General features: G+C 46.2%; 18 protein-coding genes. 13 read left to right on the top strand and 5 right to left on the bottom strand.

The features are described from left to right. Positions 1-20: 20 nt before the first annotated feature. A complete protein-coding gene (locus AOC28_RS05955; protein WP_237767751.1) occupies positions 21-479 on the top strand; it encodes a hypothetical protein in 459 nt (152 codons plus the stop codon). 39 nt (positions 480-518) lie between these two features. Continuing rightward, positions 519-1,883 (top strand): DNA repair protein RadA, encoded by a 1,365-nt coding sequence (gene radA, locus AOC28_RS05950; protein ID WP_072583050.1) that lies wholly within the window; start codon positions 519-521, stop codon positions 1,881-1,883. A gap of 4 nt (positions 1,884-1,887) precedes the next feature. Here the strand turns inward: radA and prmB are convergent, their stop codons facing one another. The 3 genes from prmB to dapD are packed head-to-tail and all read right to left on the bottom strand — an operon-like array spanning position 1,888 to position 4,818. After that, complete coding sequence (gene prmB, locus AOC28_RS05945) at positions 1,888-2,784, bottom strand: 50S ribosomal protein L3 N(5)-glutamine methyltransferase (RefSeq protein ID WP_072583049.1); 897 nt, start codon at positions 2,782-2,784, stop codon at positions 1,888-1,890. A 45-nt stretch (positions 2,785-2,829) separates the two neighbouring features. Next, positions 2,830-3,981, bottom strand: coding sequence for a succinyl-diaminopimelate desuccinylase (dapE, locus tag AOC28_RS05940; RefSeq protein WP_072583048.1), 1,152 nt, complete (start codon positions 3,979-3,981; stop codon positions 2,830-2,832). Between the two features lie 9 nt (positions 3,982-3,990). Then, positions 3,991-4,818, bottom strand: coding sequence for a 2,3,4,5-tetrahydropyridine-2,6-dicarboxylate N-succinyltransferase (dapD, locus tag AOC28_RS05935; protein ID WP_072583047.1), 828 nt, complete (start codon positions 4,816-4,818; stop codon positions 3,991-3,993). A gap of 174 nt (positions 4,819-4,992) precedes the next feature. Between dapD and smc the strand changes: the two genes are divergently transcribed. From smc to AOC28_RS05905, 6 genes are all read left to right on the top strand, one after another. Next, complete coding sequence (gene smc, locus AOC28_RS05930) at positions 4,993-8,514, top strand: chromosome segregation protein SMC (RefSeq protein WP_072583046.1); 3,522 nt, start codon at positions 4,993-4,995, stop codon at positions 8,512-8,514. Continuing rightward, positions 8,515-9,585 (top strand): cell division protein ZipA C-terminal FtsZ-binding domain-containing protein, encoded by a 1,071-nt coding sequence (locus AOC28_RS05925; protein WP_237767750.1) that lies wholly within the window; start codon positions 8,515-8,517, stop codon positions 9,583-9,585. It abuts the gene before it with no gap. A gap of 9 nt (positions 9,586-9,594) precedes the next feature. Beyond that, positions 9,595-11,610: an NAD-dependent DNA ligase LigA gene (gene ligA, locus AOC28_RS05920; protein ID WP_072583044.1), complete on the top strand. Its 2,016-nt coding sequence runs from the start codon at positions 9,595-9,597 to the stop codon at positions 11,608-11,610. 109 nt (positions 11,611-11,719) lie between these two features. After that, positions 11,720-12,847, top strand: a complete 1,128-nt coding sequence (locus tag AOC28_RS05915) for an NAD(P)-dependent oxidoreductase (protein WP_072583043.1) — start codon at positions 11,720-11,722, stop codon at positions 12,845-12,847. A 15-nt stretch (positions 12,848-12,862) separates the two neighbouring features. After that, positions 12,863-13,756, top strand: coding sequence for a hypothetical protein (locus AOC28_RS05910; protein WP_143143888.1), 894 nt, complete (start codon positions 12,863-12,865; stop codon positions 13,754-13,756). Then, a complete protein-coding gene (locus AOC28_RS05905) occupies positions 13,749-14,255 on the top strand; it encodes an NUDIX domain-containing protein (RefSeq protein WP_072583041.1) in 507 nt (168 codons plus the stop codon). Before AOC28_RS05910 ends, AOC28_RS05905 begins: the two co-directional genes overlap by 8 nt. On the opposite strand, the gene AOC28_RS05900 is transcribed toward AOC28_RS05905, so the two are convergent. Next, the gene (locus AOC28_RS05900; protein ID WP_072583040.1) at positions 14,252-16,849 is read right to left on the bottom strand and encodes a [protein-PII] uridylyltransferase; all 2,598 of its coding nucleotides are present in this window, start codon (positions 16,847-16,849) and stop codon (positions 14,252-14,254) included. The genes AOC28_RS05905 and AOC28_RS05900 overlap by 4 nt on opposite strands. Positions 16,850-16,853: 4 nt before the next feature. Beyond that, positions 16,854-17,690: a type I methionyl aminopeptidase gene (map, locus tag AOC28_RS05895; RefSeq protein ID WP_072583039.1), complete on the bottom strand. Its 837-nt coding sequence runs from the start codon at positions 17,688-17,690 to the stop codon at positions 16,854-16,856. 268 nt (positions 17,691-17,958) lie between these two features. Between map and rpsB the strand changes: the two genes are divergently transcribed. The 5 genes from rpsB (at position 17,959) to AOC28_RS05870 (ending at position 21,872) form a co-directional block, all read left to right on the top strand. Further along, on the top strand, positions 17,959-18,708 hold the full coding sequence (gene rpsB / locus AOC28_RS05890; protein WP_072583038.1) for a 30S ribosomal protein S2: 750 nt from the start codon (positions 17,959-17,961) through the stop codon (positions 18,706-18,708). Next, positions 18,708-19,592, top strand: a complete 885-nt coding sequence (gene tsf, locus AOC28_RS05885) for a translation elongation factor Ts (protein WP_072583037.1) — start codon at positions 18,708-18,710, stop codon at positions 19,590-19,592. Before rpsB ends, tsf begins: the two co-directional genes overlap by 1 nt. Positions 19,593-19,777: 185 nt before the next feature. Then, entirely contained in the window at positions 19,778-20,488 is a 711-nt protein-coding gene (pyrH, locus tag AOC28_RS05880; protein ID WP_072583036.1) for a UMP kinase, read from the top strand. A 24-nt stretch (positions 20,489-20,512) separates the two neighbouring features. Next, the gene (gene frr, locus AOC28_RS05875) at positions 20,513-21,073 is read left to right on the top strand and encodes a ribosome recycling factor (RefSeq protein ID WP_072583035.1); all 561 of its coding nucleotides are present in this window, start codon (positions 20,513-20,515) and stop codon (positions 21,071-21,073) included. 25 nt (positions 21,074-21,098) lie between these two features. Beyond that, a complete protein-coding gene (locus tag AOC28_RS05870) occupies positions 21,099-21,872 on the top strand; it encodes an isoprenyl transferase (RefSeq protein ID WP_072583034.1) in 774 nt (257 codons plus the stop codon). Positions 21,873-21,889 lie beyond the last annotated feature (17 nt).

Raw genomic sequence — 21,889 nt, 5'->3', positions numbered from 1 at the left:
TATTGACTTCAATATTTTTGTTGGCGTCTACGTTAGGTGGGGTTGTATTGGCAACTCCTGCAGAAGAGGCTGACCTTGATCAATTGAATAAGATTGAGCAAGACCTTGAGTTGCAGCGTGACTGGGCTAAATATCGCTGGGGTAAAGTATCCTCTGAGTGCTATCAGAATTACTGGGTCAACCCTTGCTTGAGAAGTGCTCGCGCAGATTATCGCAAGGAAATCGATCCGATACGCGAGCAAGAGGTGGCTTTGCATGAAGTGCAGCGTAAGCTTCGTGAAAGTTTAAAGACTCAAGAAGACGCTAAGCGTGCTGCTGAGAGGGCCTCGCCCGAAAAAGCGGCTGAACGAACAGCTAATCAACGCGAGTTTGAGCAAAAGCAAAAAGATGCTGCAGCAAGAGCTGCTGACTTAGAGCAACGTCGTAAAGATGCCCCTAAGCGTGCACAAGAAAATAAAGCGGGCACCCAGCTCGATTAATTTTTCCCTCAATTTACTTTTTATTGAATCAGGCAATCCTTGGCTAAAGTCAAAACGATTTACATTTGCCAATCTTGTGGCGGTACCTCTGCTAAGTGGCAGGGCCAGTGCCCATCTTGTCAGGCTTGGAATACCTTGGAAGAGGGTTTGCCTGAGACGACATCCAATGCACGCTTTCAGGGCTTGGCGCAATCACTGCCAAGACAAAAGTTATCCGCTATTAGCGCTGAAGACTTGCCAAGATTTAGCACAGGCGTTGAAGAGTTTGATCGTGTACTAGGTGGTGGCTTGGTTCCTGGTGGCGTGGTACTTTTGGGTGGCGATCCTGGTATTGGTAAATCTACCTTGCTACTCCAGGCATTAGCAGAGATGAGTTCTGCGGGCATGAATGTGCTTTATAGCAGTGGAGAAGAATCCGCTGCGCAGATTGCTCTGCGTGCAAAGCGTATTGCTTTAGATGCACCTCAGCTTGAAGTGTTAGCGGAGATTCAGCTGGAAAAACTGATATCGATTATGGATACCGTGAAGCCGCAAGTATTGGTAGTGGATTCGATTCAGACTTTGTATTCAGAGGTGTTAAGTTCGGCTCCTGGCTCTGTTGCACAGGTTCGTGAGTGTGCAGCGCAGCTCACTAGGGCCGCTAAATCAAGTGGTATCTGTGTGCTGATGGTCGGGCACGTTACCAAGGATGGTCATCTTGCTGGTCCTAGGGTCTTAGAGCACATTGTCGATACCGTTTTGTATTTTGAGGGTGATACCCATTCCTCTTTCCGCTTAGTGCGTTCGATCAAGAACCGTTTTGGTGCTGTCAATGAGTTGGGCGTATTTGCGATGACCGAAAAAGGTCTGCGCGGCGTAACGAATCCATCAGCCATTTTTCTGTCACAACATGAGCAAATGGTTCCGGGCGCTTGTGTATTGGTTACACAAGAGGGCAGTAGACCTTTATTGGTAGAGATTCAGGCTTTAGTAGATACAGCGCATGTGCCTAATCCCCGTCGTTTAGCCGTTGGCTTAGAGCAAGCGCGTTTGGCAATGCTTTTGGCGGTACTGCATCGTCATGCTGGCGTCGCTTGTTTTGATCAAGATGTATTCTTAAATGCAGTAGGCGGCGTCAAGATTTCTGAGCCGGCGGCTGACTTAGCCGTTCTTCTGGCGATTCAGTCATCTATTCGAAATCGCGCATTGCCAAAAGAGTTGATTGTTTTTGGTGAAGTAGGTTTGGCTGGTGAGATTCGTCCTTGTCCTCGTGGTCAAGAGCGCTTGAAAGAAGCTGCTAAATTAGGTTTTACTGTGGCCATTATTCCGAAGGCTAATATGCCCAAGACCAAAATTCCAGGATTGAAGGTAATTCCAGTGGAGCGAATTGACCAGGCTATTGCTGCTGCAGCCGAGCTCAGTTAATTCCCTAGCGCAAGTCTTCCGCTTGAATTAATAAGACTTGCTCTTCTCCTGCGGATACTTCCATCCAGATTGCTGGAATTTGCGGGAAAGCCTTTTTGAAATGCTCATACTCATTACCAATCTCGAGCAAAATAGCGCCGCGCTCAGATAGGTAATCGGGTGCTGAAGCAATAATGCGCCTGATGATATCCATGCCATCTTCTCCACCAGCTAAAGCCAACTCTGGCTCTGCGTGATATTCAGTAGGAAGCGCATTCATGGAGGCGGCATTCACGTATGGTGGATTACAGATGATCAGATCAAAGAGGTTATCTTCATTTGGTTCTGGCAAAGCATCCCAAAGATCGCCATCTAATAGCTCTACTTGAGAGCTGAGACTGTGACGATCTATGTTACGGGCAGCTACAGAAAGTGCAGGCATGCTGATATCACACGCGCTTACATGAATATCTGGGCATGACATAGCCAAGAGAATTGCCAGCGAGCCATTACCAGTGCAAAGATCAAGCGCTTTGCCATCAGCTGGCAACCAGGTCTCTAGCGAGCCATCAACTATGAGTTCTGCAATCCAGGAACGCGGAACAATACTTTGCTCGCTGCAGAAAAAAGGCACGCCCATGAGCCAGGCTTCACCCAAGATGTAGGCTAGTGGTTTGCGTGTCGAGATTCTGGTATCGGCAATAGCGGATGCTTTTTGCTGTTGCTCATCGGAGATTGCATCATCTAGGCGATCCAAAGCTTCTGCGGGGCTGAGATTAAGCTGTTTGCTCACAATCCACAAAGCTTCACTTTGGGCATCAATTGCCCCGTGGCCGTAATGTAAGTTTGCCGCTTCGAGTGTTTGTGTAACGTGATTGATGCACTGGTTTACTGTGAGGTGTTGCTGAGACTCAGGGTCCATGATGTGGAGTTCTTTAGAAGAAAAGTCGGGTGCGCAATTGATCGATCAAGCGATTAACTGTTCGAGGGTCTTGCGATAGATATTTTTGAGTGGCACAACATCGTCAACAATAACGCACTCATCAATTTTGTGACTAGTCGCATTCAGAGGGCCAAACTCTACAACCTCTTTACAAATCTTGGCGATAAAGCGGCCGTCACTAGTCCCGCCAGTAGTAGAGAGTTCGGTGTCAATATTAACTTCTGCTTTGATGGATTTACGTAATGCTCCAGCCAGGTCACCATCACCAGTGATGAATGGGCTACCACCCAATACCCAGGCAATCTCAAACTCTAAACCGGCATCCTTCAAAATCTTTTCTAGACGTTCACGTAGTTGCTCTGGCTTGCTCTCGGTGGAGAAGCGGAAGTTAAAGTCGATCACCAACTCACCAGGAATCACGTTATTAGCACCGGTGCCAGCATGCATGTTGGAGATCTGAAAACTGGTGGGTTGAAAGTATTCATTACCTTTGTCCCACTCGGTTTCTACTAATGCAGAAATTGCTGGTGCCGACAGATGAATTGGATTCTTGCCGAGGTGAGGGTAGGCAATGTGCGCCTGAATACCTTTCACCTTGAGCTTGCCTGACAAAGAGCCGCGACGACCATTCTTAATCATGTCGCCAAGCCGATCAACTGAAGTCGGTTCACCAATGACGCAGTAGTCCAAACGCTGACCTTGTTTTTGTAGGCGATCGCACATGATGACTGTGCCATCGTTAGCGGGACCTTCTTCATCGCTGGTGATTAAGAAAGCAATGGTGCCTTGATGATCTGGGTGTGTAGTGACAAACTCTTCTGTAGCAACCACAAAACCAGCGAGGGATGTTTTCATATCCGCTGCGCCACGACCATAGAGCATGCCGTCTCGAATGGTTGGGGTAAAGGGATTGTTTGTCCACTTCTCTAATGGGCCAGTAGGCACTACATCGGTATGGCCTGCAAATACCAAGACTTTGCCTTGATCGCCAGCTGTACCTTTTTTAATCGCCCACAAGTTGGTTACCTGGAAATTTTCAGGGCCGCTCACCACGCTCTCGGTATGAAAACCAATCGCTTGGAGACGTTTAGCAATTAAATCTTGGCAGCCACCATCGGCCGGGGTTACGGAATGGCAGGCGATGAGAGCTTCGGTGAGCTCAAGTGTGGCGCTCATGGATTTAACTTAGTCGCGGAGTAATTCGTTGATAGCTGTCTTTGCTCTGGTTTGAGCATCAACCTTCTTAACGATGATTGCGGCATACAAGCTGTACTTACCGCAAGCGGAAGGAAGGGAGCCCGGAACAACTACTGAGCCAGCTGGAACGCGACCGTAGTGCACTTCGCCAGTTTCGCGGTCATAAATCTTGGTGCTTTGGCCAATATAGACGCCCATGGATAAAACAGCGTTTTCTTCAATCACAACGCCTTCAACTACCTCAGAGCGGGCGCCAATAAAGCAGTTATCTTCAATAATCACTGGGCCAGCTTGGATTGGCTCCAAAACACCACCAATACCAACGCCGCCAGAAAGGTGAACGTTTTTGCCAATTTGAGCGCAAGAACCTACGGTTGCCCAGGTATCGACCATCGTGCCTTCACCGACATAGGCGCCAATATTGACGTAGGAAGGCATTAAAACAGCGTTTTTGCCGATAAATGAGCCGCGGCGGGCCATGGCAGGGGGAACCACGCGGAATCCACCAGCAGCAAAGTCGGCGGCAGTGTAGTTTTCAAACTTGCTAGGAACCTTGTCGTAGAACTGGGTAAACCCACCAGCACTCATAGGTTGATTGTCTTCGAGGCGGAAAGAAAGCAAAACGGCCTTCTTAACCCATTGATTTACTTCCCACTTACCGACGTCACGGCGCTCAGCCACGCGAATAGTACCGGCATTAAGGCCCTCTAATACGGCATTTACAGCATTACGGACATCCCCAGGGGCGCTATCTGGAGAGAGGTTTGCGCGGTTTTCCCAGGCTTGTTCAATGATGTTTTGTGGTGATTGGCTCATGCTTTTTAGTTAACTATCAGATTGTTAAGGGATTTTGTCCCGGGAGGTAGATTTATCATTATATAGATGGGGCAAAAACGCGTCCAAGCAGGCAAGAGCTTGCTATCATCTTCCCACTTTAGCTTTAATTTTTACCCCTTTATTTGAACCTCTTTTTTCCCTGCAAAGTACGCCGTGCAACTGAAATCCATCAAACTTTCCGGCTTTAAGTCTTTCGTAGACCCAACCCATTTTGAAATGCCTGGCCAACTCATTGGCGTTGTGGGTCCTAACGGTTGCGGAAAGTCGAACATTATTGACGCCGTCCGCTGGGTTTTGGGAGAATCCCGTGCCAGCGAATTGCGTGGCGAATCAATGCAGGACGTTATTTTTAATGGCTCTGGTTTACGTAAGCCATCTGGCCGCGCTAGTGTTGAACTCATTTTTGATAACACTGAAGGGCGCGCTCAAGGTCAGTGGAGTGCTTTTACAGAATTAGGTATCAAACGCGTTTTAACTCGCGATGGAAATTCTAGTTACTACGTGAATAACCAAGTAGTACGTCGCAAAGATATTCAAGATATTTTCTTGGGCACTGGTATGGGTCCAAGAGGTTACGCTATTATTGGTCAAGGCACGATCAACCGTATTTTGGAAGCAAAGCCAGAAGAGTTGCGTGTGTTCTTAGAAGAGGCTGCTGGTGTTTCTAAATATAAAGAGCGTCGCAAGGAAACGGCCTCACGTTTAGAAGACACTGTAGAAAATTTAACGCGTGTTGAAGATATCTTGCGAGAGCTTGATCAACAACTCACTCGCTTAGAAAAACAAGCGACTGTTGCTGAGCGTCATGCTGAGCTTTCTACACAGATGAAGTCTCAGCAACAACTGCTTTGGTTTGTGCGTCAGACCGAGGCTGGTAAAGAACAAGAGCGCCATGCGAATGGTATCCGCGATACGCAAGTTGGCTTGGAAGAGCAGACCGCTAAGCTACGCCACGTTGAGGCCGAGCTAGAAACCATGCGTACAGAACAGTACGCATTACAAGATAAAGTTTCTCAAGCGCAAGGTGATTTATATCAAACCAATTCTGACGTCAGTCAAGTTGAGGCGCAGATTCTTTATGTGCAAGAAGCGCGTCAACGTTTGCAGCAACAAACTCAGGATTTACAAGCGCAGTTACAGCGCTGGACTGTCCAAGAAACAGATGCGGCACAAGCGCAACGTACTACTGAGCATGAGTTGTCTTTAGCTGCTGAAAAAGAACAAACACTCTTAGCGGATTTAAATGGTTTGCAAGAGCAAATGCCAAGTCGTGAAGAGGCTTATCAAAACGCTTCACGTGAACTCAATAGCGCACGTGATTCAGTTGCCTCTATTGAGCAACGTTTAGCCAGTTTGGGTGAACGCCTGCGTTCAATGTCAGCTCAGTCAGATGAATTGAAGGGGCGCGAAACTCGCCTTGTTGGTGAATTCGATGGCTTACGTCGTCCTGATGCTGAAGCTTTACAAACAGCAATAGATCGTCAGGTTATGGCCGCCCGCAAAGTGGAAGAGGCTAAGCAGCGCGCTGTTGAAACCCAACAACGCGTTCCGGCTGCTGATGAAGCCCGTAATACTGCACAACAACAGATTCAAATAGCAAATCAAGATCTTGCTCAAACTGAAGCCAAGTTGACGGCATTGACTGCCTTGCAGGCAAGCGTGCAAGCTCAAGGGAAGATTGGGCCTTGGCTTGAAAGCAAGGGTCTCAAAGAGAGCAAGCGCCTCTGGCAAGAACTTAAAGTAGAGAGTGGCTGGGAAACTGCGCTGGAATCGGTACTGCGGGAGCGTTTAGCTGCTGTGACCGCAAAGAGTGTGCAGGAAACATTGGCCCTGGCTATTGATGCGCCTCCAAGCCGTTTAGCAATTTTGCTTACAGAAGAGATTGCGCCAGCACATACCTCTGCTCCTGCGGACTTCACACCATTATTGAGTCGTGTGCAAAGTGCAGGTGCCCCAAGACTCACATCTGTATTGCAAGAGTGGTTAGACAATATCTATATTGCTAGCAGCCTTGAGGATGCTTTGCATCGCCGTGAAAAATTACCAGCTGGTGGCGCATTTGTTACTCAGCAAGGTCATTTAGTGAGTCGTGTTGGCGTACAACTTTATGCAGCCGATTCTGAGCAAGCTGGTATGTTGGCGCGTGCTCAAGAGATGGAAAGTCTCGAGAAGCAATTGCGCGCACAACAACTCATGCAAAGTGAGCTCAAGGGTGAGTTGGATCAATGTGTTGCTAACTATCAAGCAGCACACCAAGCGGCAGAGCAAGCTCGTGAGAACGCAGAGCATGCCGTTCAAGAATCGCACGGCTTTGAAGTGGAAAGAATGCAGTTGACTCAAGCTGAAGAGCAATACAGTCAACGTGCAGCACAGATTCAGGGTGAATTAAGCGAGTTACGCCAACAAATGGAGCAAGTGAGTCAGACCCAAGAGCAGTCTGCTGCTGAATTGCTTGAATCTGAAGAATCTAAAGAAGGCTTGCAAGAAGCTTTGCAAGTAGCGCAAGAAAAATTAGAGCGCTCTACTGAAGAGCGCGATCGTTTGCGTGAGTCACTCCGTTCCGCTGAAATGGCGGCTCAAGAGGCGGCTTTTGCAACACGTTCATTGCAGCAACGCATCACTGATTTGCAACGTGATCAAAGTACTGCCCGAACTCAGATCATGGAAATTCAGGATAAGCATGATGCCGCCGCTCAAGAACTAGAAACTCTGAGCGACGAAGAGGCGCAAGATAAATTACAAGGTCTATTGCTAGCGCGCAGTGCACGTGAAGCTGCCTTAGCGAATGCTCGTACTGAGCAGGATGCTTTATTGCATCAATTGCGTGAAGCCGATGAGTCTCGTATGCAGGTTGAGCGCAGCCTGCAGCCAATGCGTGACAAGGTAGTGGATTTGCAATTGCGTGAACAGGCTGCCCGTTTGAACTTTGAGCAATTTGCCACATTGTTATCTGATGCAGAGGCTGACCTTACTGCACTTGAGGCAAATTTCAGTGCTGACTTGAAAGTTGGCGCCTTGCAGAGCGAGGTGAATCGCTTGAATACTGAAATTCAGTCTTTAGGCCCAGTGAATATGGCTGCTTTGGATGAGCTATCAAGCTCCCGTGAACGTAAGCAATTCTTGGATGCGCAGTCTGCTGACTTGAATGAAGCAATGCAGACTCTGACAGATGCAATCGCGAAAATCGATGCCGAGACACGTGATTTATTGCAGGGCACTTTTGATCAGGTCAATACCCACTTCGGCAAGCTCTTCCCTGAGTTGTTTGGTGGTGGTCATGCTGAATTGGTAATGACTGGTGATGAGATTTTGGATTCTGGCGTACAGGTCATGGCTCAGCCTCCTGGCAAGAAAAATAGCTCTATTTACCTCCTCTCTGGTGGTGAAAAGGCTTTGACTGCAATTGCCTTGGTGTTCTCACTGTTCCTTTTGAACCCGGCCCCATTTTGCTTGCTTGATGAGGTAGATGCTCCATTGGATGACGCAAATACCTTGCGTTATGCAAAGCTAGTTGCCAAAATGTCAGATAAGACACAGTTTTTGTTCATCTCACATAACAAGATCACTATGGAAATTGCACATCAATTGATTGGTGTCACGATGCAAGAGCAGGGTGTATCCCGCATTGTTGCAGTGGATATCTCATCAGCTGTTTCAATGGTAGAGGCTGCCTAAGTGTACGTAGAACAAATCATGACGATGTTGGGTTTGTCTGATTTGCAATTTGCGCTGGCAGTTATTGGGCTATTAATCCTGATAGCTGTAGCCATTCTGAATATTAAGTATGCTCGTGCACGCCGTAAGGCAAAAGAGCTCAGTGAGTATTCTTTAGATGATCGCTTTGGAAAAGAGCCTAGCTTTGGTCAAGGCTTTGCTGACAGCGATGTAGGGCGCACTGAGCCTAGCTTCGGCGAAGTGATCACAACCATTTCTGCCCCTGAAAAGTTTACGATTGATCCACGGATTGATTGTGTCATCACACTGCGCTTTGATGAGGCTATTAGCGGCTCAGAAATTCTAGAAGAAATTAATGCCTGGACGGATCTTGAGGCTCAATCGACTGCACGCTGGATGTGTGAGGGCTTAAATGCCAATCTAGATGTTGCTGAGGACTGGGAAGTGCTCCATCCTGACTCTAAGTATTCTGATTTACAGCTAGCCATTCAGCTAGCAAGCCGCAAAGGTGCTATCGGCGTTCTAGAGCTATCTGATTTTTGCTCTCGCACCCAAGCGCTTGCTGAAACTTTGGGCTCCCAAATCGATATGCCTAGCGTGAGCACAATGTTGGAAAGTGCGAATGAATTAGATGTCATGGCTGCTGAGAGCGATATTCAGTTGAGTATCAATGTGCTGTTTGATGAACCATGTCCATGGGGTAACTTTGATGCGCTCATGCGTCAACGGGGCTTTAAGCTATCTCGCAGTGGACGTCAGTATGAGTATCAAAGCAAAGGTATGGTGCTTTTTGCTAGCTCTGATTTTGATCCAAATAAATCGGTAACTCAGGTAACCCTATTGCTTGAAGTTCCCCTTGTCCTGCAAGAAGAGCGTGCATTTGAACGAATGCTCTCTGAAGGCGTGGAGATTGCACAAGCAGCTCATGGGCGCTTGGTAGATGACAATGGCATCAACTTGAGTGAGGCTGCGGTCATCAGCATTCGTCAGCACCTTGATGTTCTCTACGCCAATCTTGAGAAATCTGGCGTCCCTGCTGGATCTTCTACAGCTAGCAGATTATTTAGCTAGGAAATTACTTTGTCGTCTACTAGTCCGACAAATTTAGCGGAGCGTTACGCATTCTTGCAAGTAGAGCTTGCCCGTCTAGAGCATGCCTATTACGTTTTAGATAATCCGCTTCTTCCGGATATTGAATACGACCGCCTCTATAGAGAGTTAATTGATATTGAGACTGCTCATCCCGAGTGGATTACCCCAGAATCCTTGTCTCAGCGGGTAGGTGGAACAGCACTAAAAGAGTTTGATTCGGTTACCCATGCGGTACCAATGCTTTCTTTAAATAATGCATTTGAAGATAGCGAGCTGATTGCCTTTGATCGTCGTTGTCGTGAGGCTCTTCATGCTAATCATGTGACCTATGCAGGGGAATTGAAGTTTGATGGCTTGGCGATTTCTCTTCGCTATGAAAATGGTTCCCTGCTAACAGCAGCAACCCGAGGTGACGGTGCCAGCGGCGAGGATGTTACCGCTAATATCAAAACGATTCGCGCCATTCCTCTCAAGCTCACGGGCAAGAATATTCCGAAAGTTCTAGAAGTGCGTGGAGAAGTCTTTATGTACCTCAAAGACTTCGAGAAGATGAATCGACAAGCTGCAGAGTTGGGTGAGAAAGAATTCGCTAACCCTCGTAATGCGGCAGCAGGTAGCCTTCGTCAATTGGATTCGAAGATCACTGCTAAACGGCCACTCTCCTTCTTTGCTTATGGCTTGGGCGCCCTAGAGCCAGCCTCTTGGTTGCCTCAAACCCATGAAGAATTGCTTAATACTTACGCTGAACTGGGCTTGCCAGTGTGCGCTGAGCGCAAGGTTTTGCATTCGGTAGAGGAGATCTTGGCGTTCTATAACGAAGTGGGGGCCAAGAGGGATTCATTGCCGTATGACATTGATGGCGTGGTCTATAAGGTGAACTCATTTGCTGAGCAAGCTAAGTTGGGATTTGTTTCAAGAGCTCCTAGATTTGCGCTCGCCCATAAGTACCCAGCACAAGAAGCTCTGACTACTGTTTTAGGTATCGATGTGCAAGTAGGTCGAACAGGAGCAATTACTCCGGTGGCACGACTTGCTCCAGTAGAGGTTGGTGGTGTAACTGTTACCAATGCAACCTTGCACAATGAAGATGAGGTTAAGCGCAAAGATGTGCGTATTGGCGATACCGTATCAGTGCGTAGAGCAGGTGATGTCATTCCGGAAGTGGTTTCTGTGATTAAGGATCGACGTCCAGCCGATGCAAGAGAATTTGTGATGCCTACAAACTGTCCGGTATGTGATTCCCATATCGAGCGCTTAGCAGATGAAGCAGTTGCGCGTTGTAGTGGCGGATTATTCTGTGGCGCGCAGCGCAAGCAGGCCTTGATCCACTTTGCTCATAGAAGGGCGCTGGATATTGAAGGTCTAGGCGAGAAGATTGTCGATCAATTGGTGGATCACAACCTTGTTAGAACTCCGGCTGATCTCTACAGACTTGGTTTTACTGCGCTAGCTAACCTAGAGCGTATGGGTGAGAAGTCTGCAGACAATCTCATTCAGGCAATCAATCAATCTAGAAACACTACCTTAGCGAGATTTATCTTTGCATTGGGTATCCGTCATGTGGGTGAGACTACCGCCAAGGATTTAGCGAATCACTATCAATCGATGCATGCCTTAATGGATGCAAATCTTGAAGACCTTCTCACCGTTAAAGACGTAGGCCCTGTGGTTGCAGATTCCATCACCAGCTTTATGCAAGAAGCTCACAATCGTGAGGTAATTGAGCAACTCTTAGCTTCTGGAATGCAACTTTCCGTAGAGGCAAAAGTTATTAGTGCAGCTGTTGTAGGTAAGACCTTTGTCCTGACTGGTACATTTCCAACAATGACCCGTGATGAGGCTAAAGACCTGCTTGAAAAAGCAGGCGCAAAAGTGGCTGGATCAGTCTCCAAGAAAACAGACTATGTAGTTGCTGGTGCGGATGCTGGTAGCAAGCTAACTAAGGCCGAAGAACTGGGTGTGCCAGTGATTGATGAATCTACAATGCTGAATTTATTGAAGTAAAAGAAATTTAACGCACAAATTATTGTGCGTATGTCAGTAGTTTCTTACTCAAAAATCAGGTGGCAGTTTTTAGCAGCCCTCATTAAGATTTTCTGTTTGAAAGTCTTCCATGCAGAAATATCCTGGATTTTTTAGTTCAATTATTAGTCCAAATAGATACAGAAATGTAGATAGCGTGCTTGTAGTGATGCACGCAAATGTTGAATTTCTGAATTTCTTAACCGCATTAGCTGGAGTTGCTAGGATAGCTGGAGTTATACCTAAGGCAAGTTCCAAAAAATTTGCTAACTTAGATGCCTTGAAAAAACAATATCCCGTCTTTGATGTTGATCGAAGTGAGATACTGGCTAGCCCCGATCAATTTATTAATGCAATTGATCGTTTAATCAAGAATGAGCGATTCGCCATAATAGATATGGGCGGTTATTTTTCTCATGTCGCCTTAGACCTTACAAAAATATTCGATAAGCAAATTGTTGGTATTGTTGAAGACACTGAGAATGGTCATCAGAAATATGATGCTCTGATTAAGCAGAGGCGTTCTAATGAAAATCTGGTTCCCGTAATATCTGTAGCTCGTAGCCCCCTTAAAGAGCCTGAAGATTCATTGGTTGGGCAGGCAATTGTTTTTTCTGCCGAAGCGATTATGCGCACCCAGGGATTAATTCTCCTTGGGAAGCGCGTTGGCGTCATTGGATTTGGAAAGATTGGAAGATCCATTGCATTTTCACTCTTATCAAGAGGGGCCAGGGTTGATGTCTTTGATACAAACCCAATTCTGCTTGCTTCAGCCCTATCTCTTGGTTTCCATACGTCGCCTAGATCAGAATTTCTAAGATCAGCAGATGTTCTCTTCTGCGCTACTGGGAATAAATCATTATCAGTAGCCGATGAGGATTTATTTAAGAGTGGCCTTCACATATTTTGCGCAACGTCGTCCGATGATGAGCTCTCAACATGTCTTCGATACAAGATTGATGCAGCTTCCGCATCATTGAGGACGTATTCCTGCAAGATCGATCTAAAGGATAAGTATGTGTATATCCACAATAAAGGTAACTCGGTAAATTTCGTTCATGGTGCTGTTGTGGACAGCTTTATTGAGTTGGTACAGGGAGAAATTATTTACTCAATTGGAAGTCTATGTGACGCACCTCGAAACACAATTTCACATCTGCCAGAACCAGATAAAAGATTCATAGCCGAGAATTGGATATCACATCATCAGTACGCCTAGTGAGTCAGTTAATTGATGGTTGACTCTTTGCCAGTTTTGGCCTCGATTATCTCCACATTTAGTCGCGCTGGACTTAATGTAGTTGACCGTAGGCAATTTCAAAAAGAAAAAGCATGCCCTTTAGTAATTGGCTACTGGAACAATCTTTTGCCAGTATTTTTAATGCTTCCAATCATTCTTTTTACTCCAGCATTTGATAATTGCCTTAAGGATCTGCTGACTGTAGATCTGGTATTTATGTCGATCTTGATCCAGTGTGTAGCCTATTCTTTTTCTTTTGTGTTTAAGCGCCTGAGAGTGACAGATGTGGCTGTTTTATCAAAAGCTGCTGATGTTACGGTTCCAATAGCATTGGCATTTTTAGGTTTTTATTCAATCTCCTATATATCCTTTTTATTTTTGTCGACAATATTGGTTTTATTTATTTTCTCGACTGGGTTTGATGTTTTTAGAAAGACCTATAAATCTGCAGTCGTCTTAGTTTTAATGCTTACTACTCAAGGGGTTTGCGCATACTTTTTTGGGTTGAACACAACGCATGACAGGGAGTTTTGGAGCTTATTATCGGCAGCCTTCTCTGTTTTATTTTGGAGGTTTATTTTTTCTGGTGTTTTTCTGATTTATGGGCGAGGCCTTTCTTGGGTTTACTTCTTTCCAAAAGAGTTTCTCTCGCACGGTGGATTTTATTTTCGAGGTTCTCTAACTTTAGTGACGCAGGTTACGTTTGTTCTTGCAATTACAGCAAAGAATTTGATGATTGTTTGGCCAATACTAAATGCAACTGGTTTTTTAGGAGCAGTTTTTGCTTATTTATTTCTTGGGGAAAAATTAAGACCAAAAGATTTTTTGTTTATTTCTTTTTCTTTTTTAATTAGCGTTCTGATAGTTATCATCTTTAATAATGAATAATTTTAATTTAAATATCATCCAAAAACTTGAAGGTATTAAATCAATCTCTCCGTTTAAAGATCGGGTGAATGCGATTTTAAATTATGAATCTTCTTTTAGAAGAACCAATCGAATTGGGCATATCACCGCAAGTGGTTTAGTCATTAAAGCTGACAAGGTTCTGTTAATCTTTCATCCATATATCAAGCATTGGCTTCAGCCTGGAGGTCATATTGATGAAGGGGATTCACCAGTTGAAGCTGCCATTAGGGAGGTATATGAGGAAACTGGTTATATCTGCGAGCTAGATGCCAACAGTCAAGAGCCCATTGACATTGATATTCACGAGATTCCTGAGAATCCCAAAAAGGGTGAGAGTGCTCATTTGCACATAGATCTACTTTATAGGTTGCGAGCCCTACGACAAGAGCAATCTGCAGAAGATATTAAATGTAAGTGGTTTGCTTTTAGCGATATTGAAAGCATTCGCATCCAACGTGCTTTAGCTAAATTGCTTTAGGCCCCTAAGGCCTCAAGTAATTCTGTCTCAAGCTGTATCTGTAGCTTGGGATTCTTACCGAGGTTTGCTGCATCCAGTAATAGAACGTCTTCCACTCTTTCTCCCAGTGTATTAATTCTGGCGGTATGAATGGATACCTGATGCTTCGCCAATACTCTAGAGATTGTGTAAAGCAAGCCAGTACGGTCGCTCGCAGAGAGCGCAAGCGTGTAATAACGGCCACGATCATCTGGCACCATGTGCACACGTGGCTGAATTGGAAATGTGCGTGATTGTCTGGAGAGTCGCCCCATGCTTGGATTGGGGAGTGGCTCTGCATTGGTTAAAGCCTCAGTTAGCTCGAACTCTACCAACTGAATAATGTCGCGATAGCTACCACCTTCATCTACTAGGTTACTGCCTGAGATTTGGAAGGTGTCCAAAGCATAGCCGTGCCGTGTTGTATGAATGCGGGCATCCCAAATTGAGAAACCATGTCTTTCAAAGTAGGCACAAATTCTGGCAAACAGATCCTCTTGGTCTTTAACGTAGACGGCCACTTGCAAGCCTTCACCAATGGGGGATAGTCTTGCTCTCACAATCGGTTGGTCGCTATTCACCTTGTTGTATAGATGACGTGTGAGCCACGCAATGTCAGATGAGTCCTGTCTTAGGAAGAAGGCTACATCTAGTTGCTTCCATAAATCTTCATAAGATTCGTCATTAATGCCGTACAGACGTAATTTGGCTTTGGACTCTTCTTGGTGTTGTGCTAATTCTGATGAGGCATCTGTCTTGGCTCCACCGAGCACTCTTAAGGTCGCACGATATAGATCCTCAAGTAGCTTGCCTTTCCAGGCATTCCAAACCTTAGGACTGGTTCCGCGCACGTCAGCCACGGTTAACAAATAGAGCGCAGTAAGGTGACGCTCATCACCTACTTTTCTGGCAAATGCCTTCACGACATCTGGGTCGGTGATGTCTTGTTTCTGAGCGGTTTGACTCATGTTGAGGTGCTCGGCAACCAACCATACTAATAGCTCGGTATCTTTTTTATCTAAGCCATGATCCTTAGCAAACTTGCGCATATCAGCTCTGCCTAATTGCGAGTGATCACCACCACGTCCTTTGGCAATGTCATGGAAGAGTGCGGCAATAACCAGTAACCAAGGTTTTTCAAAGTGAGCAATGAGGCTGCTACAAAAGGGGAATTCATGGGTATGTTCCACAACCATGAAGCGGCGTACATTCCGCAGCACCATCAAGATGTGTTGATCAACGGTATACACATGAAATAAGTCATGCTGCATCTGCCCAACAATCTTGCGGAAGGCTGGAAGGTAGCGACCAAGAACGCTGCTGCGATTCATGAGGTGAAAGGCGCGACTGACGCCTTCAGGTTGCTTTAGCAACTCCATGAAGAGCGCTCTATTGACAGGGTCGGCTCGCCACTTGCCATCCATCTTGGTGCGAGCGTTATATAGAGCTCTAAAAATAGTTGCAGACAGGCTCTTTACATTTGAGGTTTGAGCAAATACCAAGAAGGTTCTTAGAATTTGTTCAGGATGCTTCTGAAAGAGTTGCGGGTCGGTAATATCCAATACCCCCTGACGCTCAATAAAGTGCTCATTACCTTCGCCCGGAATAGAGAGGATTGTCTTAGACTCTTGCGGAAAGAGTAGGGCTTCAATGTTTTGCAAGAGAACGTCATTAAGCTGTGTAACTGCTTTAGCTGCCCAGTAATAGCGACGCATAATGGCTTCGCTGGCTTGACGTGAGGATTCTTGTTTGATTCCCATCGATGCTGCTAATGCTGCTTGCAAATCAAATGCAAGAACGTCTTGCCTGCGTCCGGCTAACAAATGGAGGTTGGCGCGCAGGGTTTCCAAGAAGCGTTGATTGCGTTTGAGCTCAGTGAGTTCGCGCTGCGTCACCAGACCAGCTTCATTGAGGTCCTTGAAGGTATCGCCCAATAATGCAGCCTTACTAACCCAGGTGATGACCTGTAAGTCACGTAAGCCCCCAGGGCTCTCTTTGCAATTAGGCTCTAAGGAGTAAGGAGTGTTCTGGTATTTGTAATGACGCTGAATTTGTTCGGCTTGTTTGGCCTGAAAGAAGGCTTTGGGGTCCATTGCCGCTTCAAAAGCTTTGGCAAAGTCTTTAAAGAGCTGCTTCTTGCCACAAATGAGTCGCGCTTCTAAAAGTGAGGTGCGCACGGTAATGTCTTGCTCTGACTCAGAGATGCATTCAGCAACATTTCTGACTGAGGAGCCAATTTCCAATCCGGTATCCCAGCAGCTTGCAACAAATTGCTCAACTTGCTTTGAAAGAGCTCTAGCCTGTTCTTCATCAGCAGGCAGCAGAATCAGAATATCAATATCGGAGTAAGGAAATAGTGCGCCTCTACCGAATCCGCCAACTGCGACTAAGGTAGCTTCATTATTTAAGCCGCAGCTATTCCAGAGATGGGAGAGGAGTTGATCGCTTAACTTAGCAAGTTGCTTAGTTAATTTACCAACAGACTGTGTTTTTCTAAACTCGTCGTAAGCAATTTCGCGAGCGGCACGCAGGCTAGTTGCATCAATAACATTGCCAACTGCTTGCGACTGACTCATTCTATTAAGCGCTTACTAATGTCGGTCTAAATGAAAGGCCTTTAACGCAATCGGGAGGTGGGTTGCTACCTTCTGACCAAGTAAGCACCTCAACGCCTGTTGGAGTAACCAACAGCGTATGTTCCCATTGGGCTGACAGGCTGCGGTCTTTTGTCTTCACGGTCCACTGGTCAGGCATGGTGCGAATGTCTCGTTTGCCCGCGTTGATCATGGGTTCGATCGTAAAGGTCATGCCGACTTCTAGTTTTTCACCAGTGCCCGGTTTGCCGTAGTGAAGAATCTGTGGATCTTGGTGAAACACTTTGCCAATGCCATGACCGCAATACTCACGCACTACTGAGTAACCCGCTTTTTCTGCATGAGTCTGAATGACGTGACCAATATCGCCGAGTGATGCGCCTGGTTTCACTTGAGCAATTCCCAACCACATGCATTCAAAAGTAATTTGCGTAAGGCGTTTAGCCATGACGGAAACTTCACCCACCATGAACATACGGCTGGTGTCACCGTAGTAGCCATCAGGAGTAATGACAGTGATGTCGAGGTTCACAACATCACCAGTTTTGAGAACTTTGTCTCCTGGAATGCCGTGGCAGATCACATCATTCACGGAAGTGCAGATGGATGCTGGGAAGGGTGGGTACCCAGGTGGCTGATAATTTAATGGGGCTGGAATAGTCTTCTGGACATCGCGCATGTATTCATGGCAAATCCGGTCTAGCTCTCCAGTGGTAACCCCGGCCTTGACGTGAGGAGCCACATGATCCAAAACTTCGCTGGCTAAGCGGCCAGCTTCGCGCATCCCGAGGATGTCTTTTTCTGCAGTAAATACACTATTCATGCCTTGATTATCAACGACTTGGAGAGTTTTAGCTTGCCATTATTGCCTAAAATTTAGGCAAGTATCCCGTTTTTGGGGCTTCTGGGGATCATTTTGAGGGTAGCCCCCTTTTATTGCTTGGGGGAGAGGCTGGCTAGAGCATTGATATTTAAGCTATAATTTTGTCCTCAGGTCTATTTTGGACTTGAAATCGCGAGTTGAGCCTTCCAGGGTGGCGTTTTTTAGCGCAGCTAGGACTCAACTTTAGAAACAACCCTTAGGAGAAGTTATGTCAGTAACTATGCGTCAAATGCTGGAAGCCGGTTGCCATTTTGGTCACCAAACTCGCTTCTGGTCCCCAAAGATGGCCCCATTTATTTTCGGTCATCGCAACAAAATCCACATCATCAACTTGGAAAAAACATTGCCAATGTTTCAGGATGCCCTGAAATTTGCAAAGCAAATTGCTTCCAATCGTGGCACTATTTTATTTGTTGGTACTAAGCGTCAATCACGCGAGATCATTGCTGAAGAAGCTGCTCGTGCTGGTATGCCTTACATCGACAGCCGTTGGTTGGGTGGCACACTCACCAACTTCAAAACTGTTAAAGGTTCCCTCAAGCGTTTGAAAGACATGGCAGTTGCTAAAGAAGCTGGCGACTGGGAAAAGCTTTCAAAGAAAGAAGCTTTGACTAACGACCGTGATCTCGACAAATTGCAAAAAGCACTTGGCGGTATTCAAGATTTGAACGGTGTTCCTGATGCGATTTTTGTAGTGGACGTTGGCTACCACAAGATTGCTATTACTGAAGCAAACAAGCTTGGTATTCCAGTAATCGCTGTTGTGGATACCAACCACTCACCAGAAGGTGTTGATTACATCATCCCTGGTAACGATGACTCCAGCAAAGCGGTTCTCCTTTATGCACGTGGCATTGCTGACGCAATCCTCGAAGGCAAGGCTAACTCTGTTCAAGAAATTTTGACAGCTGTTAAAGAAGGCGAAGAAGAGTTTGTTGAAGAAGGGAAAGCTGAATAATGGCCGCTATTACCGCTGCAATGGTTGGCGAGTTACGCGCCAAAACTGATGCTCCGATGATGGAGTGCAAAAAGGCTTTGACTGAGGCTGATGGTGATATGGCTCGTGCAGAAGAAATTCTGCGTGTAAAGCTGGGTAGCAAAGCTGGTAAAGCAGCTTCTCGTGTAACAGCTGAAGGTATCGTTGCTACTTCTATCAATGGCACTACTGGTGCTTTGTTAGAAGTGAACTGCGAAACCGATTTCGTTTCTAAGAACGACGACTTCCTGGCATTTGTTAATGACTGCGTGAAGTTGGTTGCTGACCAGAATCCGGCTGATGTTGCTGCATTGTTAGCATTGCCATTGAACGGTCAAACTGTTGATGAAGTTCGTAGCGCATTGATCGGTAAGATCGGTGAGAACATCATGCCGCGTCGCTTCAAGCGTTTTGCTAGTAGCAACAAGTTGGTTTCTTACCTCCATGGCACCCGTATTGGTGTAATGGTTGAGTTCGAAGGTGACGAGACTGCTGCTAAAGATGTAGCAATGCATATTGCTGCAATGAAGCCAGTGGCCTTGTCGATGGCTGACGTTCCTGCTGAAGCAATTGCGGTTGAGCGTAGCGTTGCCGTTCAAAAGGCTGCTGAATCTGGCAAACCACCGGAAATCGTTGAAAAGATGGTTGAAGGTTCTATTCAGAAGTACCTCAAAGAGGTTTCTTTGTTGAACCAGACTTTCGTTAAAAACGACAAGCAATCTGTAGAGCAAATGCTCAAGGCTGCAAATACAACAATCAAGGGTTTCACCATGTTTGTTGTAGGTGAGGGCATTGAGAAGCGTCAAGATGACTTTGCGGCTGAAGTAGCTGCACAGGTAGCTGCTGCCTCTAAAGCAACAGCTTAATAGGCTAGTTTGGGGCTTTCCCCGCTGGTTAGTAATACCCAAAAGGGCATAGAAACCTTAGTTTCTGTGCCCTTTTCTTTGATCCCTCCCAAGCCCTTTATAATTTGGCGGAGATATTAAAAAGTGCTTAAAGATCAATAAGCTAAGTAAGTTAATTACTTAGCAAATTACGGAAAATAAAAAACATGCCAGCCTACAAACGAGTCCTCCTAAAACTATCTGGTGAAGCCCTTATGGGTGATGATGCTTTTGGCATCAATCCAGTCACTATTGATTCCATGGTTAAAGAAATCGCCGCTATTGTGAATATCGGAGTAGAGCTAGCGATTGTGATTGGCGGCGGAAACATTTTCCGTGGGGTTGCAGGTGGTGCTGCTGGTATGGATCGTGCAACTGCCGATTACATGGGCATGTTGGCAACCATGATGAATTCTTTAGCATTGCAAGATGCCTTGCGTCAAAAAGGTGTTGAGGCGCGCGTGCAATCCGCTCTTCGTATGGATCAAGTGGTTGAGCCCTACATTCGTCCACGTGCAATCCGCGCGATGGGTGAGGGTAAAGTCGTTATTTTCGCAGCAGGTACGGGCAATCCATTCTTTACTACTGATACTGCTGCCGCTCTGCGTGGGGCTGAGATGGGTGTTGAGATCATGCTCAAGGCAACCAAGGTAGACGGAATCTACAGCGCTGATCCAGTAAAAGATCCAACAGCAACTTTATATAAAACCATTACGTTTGATGAAGCATTAATCAAGAATCTACAGGTTATGGACGCAACTGCATTTGCATTGTGCCGTGATCGCAAATTACCAATCAAAGTATTTTCAATTCTCAAGCCAGGCGCATTAATGCGTGTAGTGCAAGGTGAACCTGAAGGTACTTTAGTACACGTTTAAGGTACATATTTAATAGGGGGCCTGATGTCTGCAGCAGAAATTAAAACCAATACCGATCAAAAGATGCAAAAGTCTCTTGAGGCTTTGAAGACCAATTTAGCCAAGATTCGTTCTGGCCGTGCCAACCCAGGAATTCTGGAGCACATTCAGGTGGATTATTACGGTAACCCAACGCCATTAAGTCAGGTTGCTAGCCTAGGCTTAGCAGATGCGCGCACCATCAACGTTCAACCATTTGAAAAAACGATGGTTGCGGTGATTGAAAAAGCGATTCGTGATTCTGATCTTGGCTTAAACCCAGCATCTCAGGGTACTGTAATCCGCGTGCCAATGCCTGCTTTGACTGAAGAGCGCCGCCGCGACCTCACTAAGGTTGTTAAGAATGAGGGTGAAGAAACTAAGATTGCTGTTCGTAATTTGCGTCGCGATGCAAATGAGCATTTAAAGCGTCTTACCAAAGACAAGGAAATTTCCGAGGATGAAGAGCGCCGCGCTACTGATGAAATTCAGAAGATGACGGATAAAGCAGTGATTGATGTCGATAAGATCGTTTCTGAAAAAGAAAAAGAGATCATGACGGTTTAAAGCCGCCTTGAATTTTTAGCCTCTCATGACTCAACACTCTAGTTCAACTCTAGCCATCCCGGAGGTAAGTGCTATACCTCGCCATGTGGCGATCATCATGGATGGCAATGGGCGTTGGGCTAGCAAGCGCATGATGCCTCGTGTAGCTGGGCACTCAGAAGGTTTGAGTGCTGTGCGAAAAATCGTTGAAGAGTGCCGCAAGCTTGGTGTTGAATATCTCACTGTATTTGCCTTTAGCTCAGAGAACTGGCGTCGCCCACCAGAAGAAGTAGGCTTCTTGATGAAGTTATTTCTGAAATCACTCAAGGGTGAAGTGTCTCGTCTGGCAGAAAACGATATTGCTTTGCGTTTAATTGGCGACCTGAGCCGTTTTGATTCTGCCATCCAGGAGATGGTGCAATTCTCTGAACAAAAGACTGCTGGGTGCAAAGGATTAACTTTTACGATCGCCGCTAACTATGGTGGTCGCTGGGATATCTTGCAGGCAATGCGCCAATGCCTTTCTGCTAACCCCAATTTGAGGCCAGAACAGGTTACTGAAGAATTGCTTCAACCTCATCTTTCAATGGCTTACGCACCAGAGCCAGATTTGTTTATCCGCACTGGTGGCGAGCAGCGCGTGAGTAATTTCTTGTTATGGCAACTGGCATATACCGAGTTGTACTTCACAGATGTTTTGTGGCCTGACTTTGATGAGAAAGAATTGCACAAGGCATTTGACTGGTTTAGCCAGCGCGAGCGCCGTTTTGGTCGTACCAGTGCTCAGCTTGCATCTCAAGCAATGAGTGATGCAGTTTGACGCTGCTAATTACTGAA

It is taken from the genome of Polynucleobacter sp. MWH-Adler-W8 (assembly GCF_001889925.1).
Lineage (GTDB): Bacteria > Pseudomonadota > Gammaproteobacteria > Burkholderiales > Burkholderiaceae > Polynucleobacter.
The sequence above is the reverse complement of the archived record's forward strand: the minus strand, read 5'-3'. Positions and strand labels throughout refer to the sequence as shown.